The organism is Marinococcus sp. LNHM3E3-2.2, from assembly GCF_056034385.1.
This window is the reverse complement of record NZ_JBQLIC010000025.1, coordinates 1-1,566: the sequence shown is the minus strand read 5'-3', so window position 1 is coordinate 1,566 and position 1,566 is coordinate 1. Positions and strand designations below refer to the sequence as shown.

The window sequence follows — 1,566 nt, the reverse complement described above, 5'->3', positions numbered from 1 at the left end:
GTTCTTTGAAAAGGAAAGACAAGCCAGAGCCCCAATCAAAAGCAACACATTTTTAGGGCATTTCGGATGCCACAGCATCAAACTTTTTACGGAGAGTTTGATCCTGGCTCAGGACGAACGCTGGCGGCGTGCCTAATACATGCAAGTCGAGCGCGGGAAGCCGGCGGACTCCTTCGGGAGAAAACCGGTGGAACGAGCGGCGGACGGGTGAGTAACACGTGGGCAACCTGCCGGACGGATGGGAATAACCCCGGGAAACCGGGGCTAATGCCCAATACGCCCTGACCTCGCCTGAGGTCAGCGGCAAAGCAGGGATCTTCGGATCCTTGCACCGTCCGATGGGCCCGCGGCGCATTAGCTAGTTGGAGAGGTAAGGGCTCCCCAAGGCGACGATGCGTAGCCGACCTGAGAGGGTGATCGGCCACACTGGGACTGAGACACGGCCCAGACTCCTACGGGAGGCAGCAGTAGGGAATCATCCGCAATGGGCGAAAGCCTGACGGTGCAACGCCGCGTGAGTGATGAAGGTTTTCGGATCGTAAAGCTCTGTTGACAGGGAAGAACCCACGCCAGTCGAACAGGCTGGCGTGCTGACGGTACCTGTCCAGAAAGCCCCGGCTAACTACGTGCCAGCAGCCGCGGTAATACGTAGGGGGCAAGCGTTGTCCGGAATTATTGGGCGTAAAGGGCACGCAGGCGGTTTCGTCAGTCCGATGTGACAGGCCACGGCTCAACCGTGGAAGGCCATTGGAAACTGCGAAACTTGAGGACAGAAGAGGAGAGTGGAATTCCACGTGTAGCGGTGAAATGCGTAGATATGTGGAGGAACACCAGTGGCGAAGGCGACTCTCTGGTCTGTACCTGACGCTGAGGTGCGAAAGCATGGGGAGCAAACAGGATTAGATACCCTGGTAGTCCATGCCGTAAACGCTGAGTGCTAGGTGTTAGGGGTTTCGATACCCGTAGTGCCGAAGCTAACGCATTAAGCACTCCGCCTGGGGAGTACGACCGCAAGGTTGAAACTCAAAGGAATTGACGGGGGCCCGCACAAGCGGTGGAGCATGTGGTTTAATTCGACGCAACGCGAAGAACCTTACCAGATCTTGACATCTTCCGCTACGCCTCGAGAGAGGCGGTTCCCCTTCGGGGGACGGAATGACAGGTGGTGCATGGTTGTCGTCAGCTCGTGTCGTGAGATGTTGGGTTAAGTCCCGCAACGAGCGCAACCCCTAATCTTAGTTGCCAGCATTCAGTTGGGCACTCTAAGGTGACTGCCGGTGACAAACCGGAGGAAGGTGGGGATGACGTCAAATCATCATGCCCCTTATGATCTGGGCTACACACGTGCTACAATGGATGGTACAACGGGATGCGAACCCGCGAGGGGGAGCCAATCCAGAAAAGCCATTCTCAGTTCGGATTGCAGGCTGCAACTCGCCTGCATGAAGCCGGAATCGCTAGTAATCGCGGATCAGCATGCCGCGGTGAATACGTTCCCGGGCCTTGTACACACCGCCCGTCACACCACGAGAGTTTGCAACACCCGAAGTCGGTGAGGGAACCCTT

1 rRNA gene is annotated in these 1,566 nt (G+C 57.0%); it reads left to right on the top strand.

Features of this window, described 5'->3' with window-relative positions:
- Positions 1-85 precede the first annotated feature (85 nt).
- A 16S ribosomal RNA gene (locus ACTRXF_RS15890) occupies positions 86-1,566 on the top strand; the annotation flags it as partial.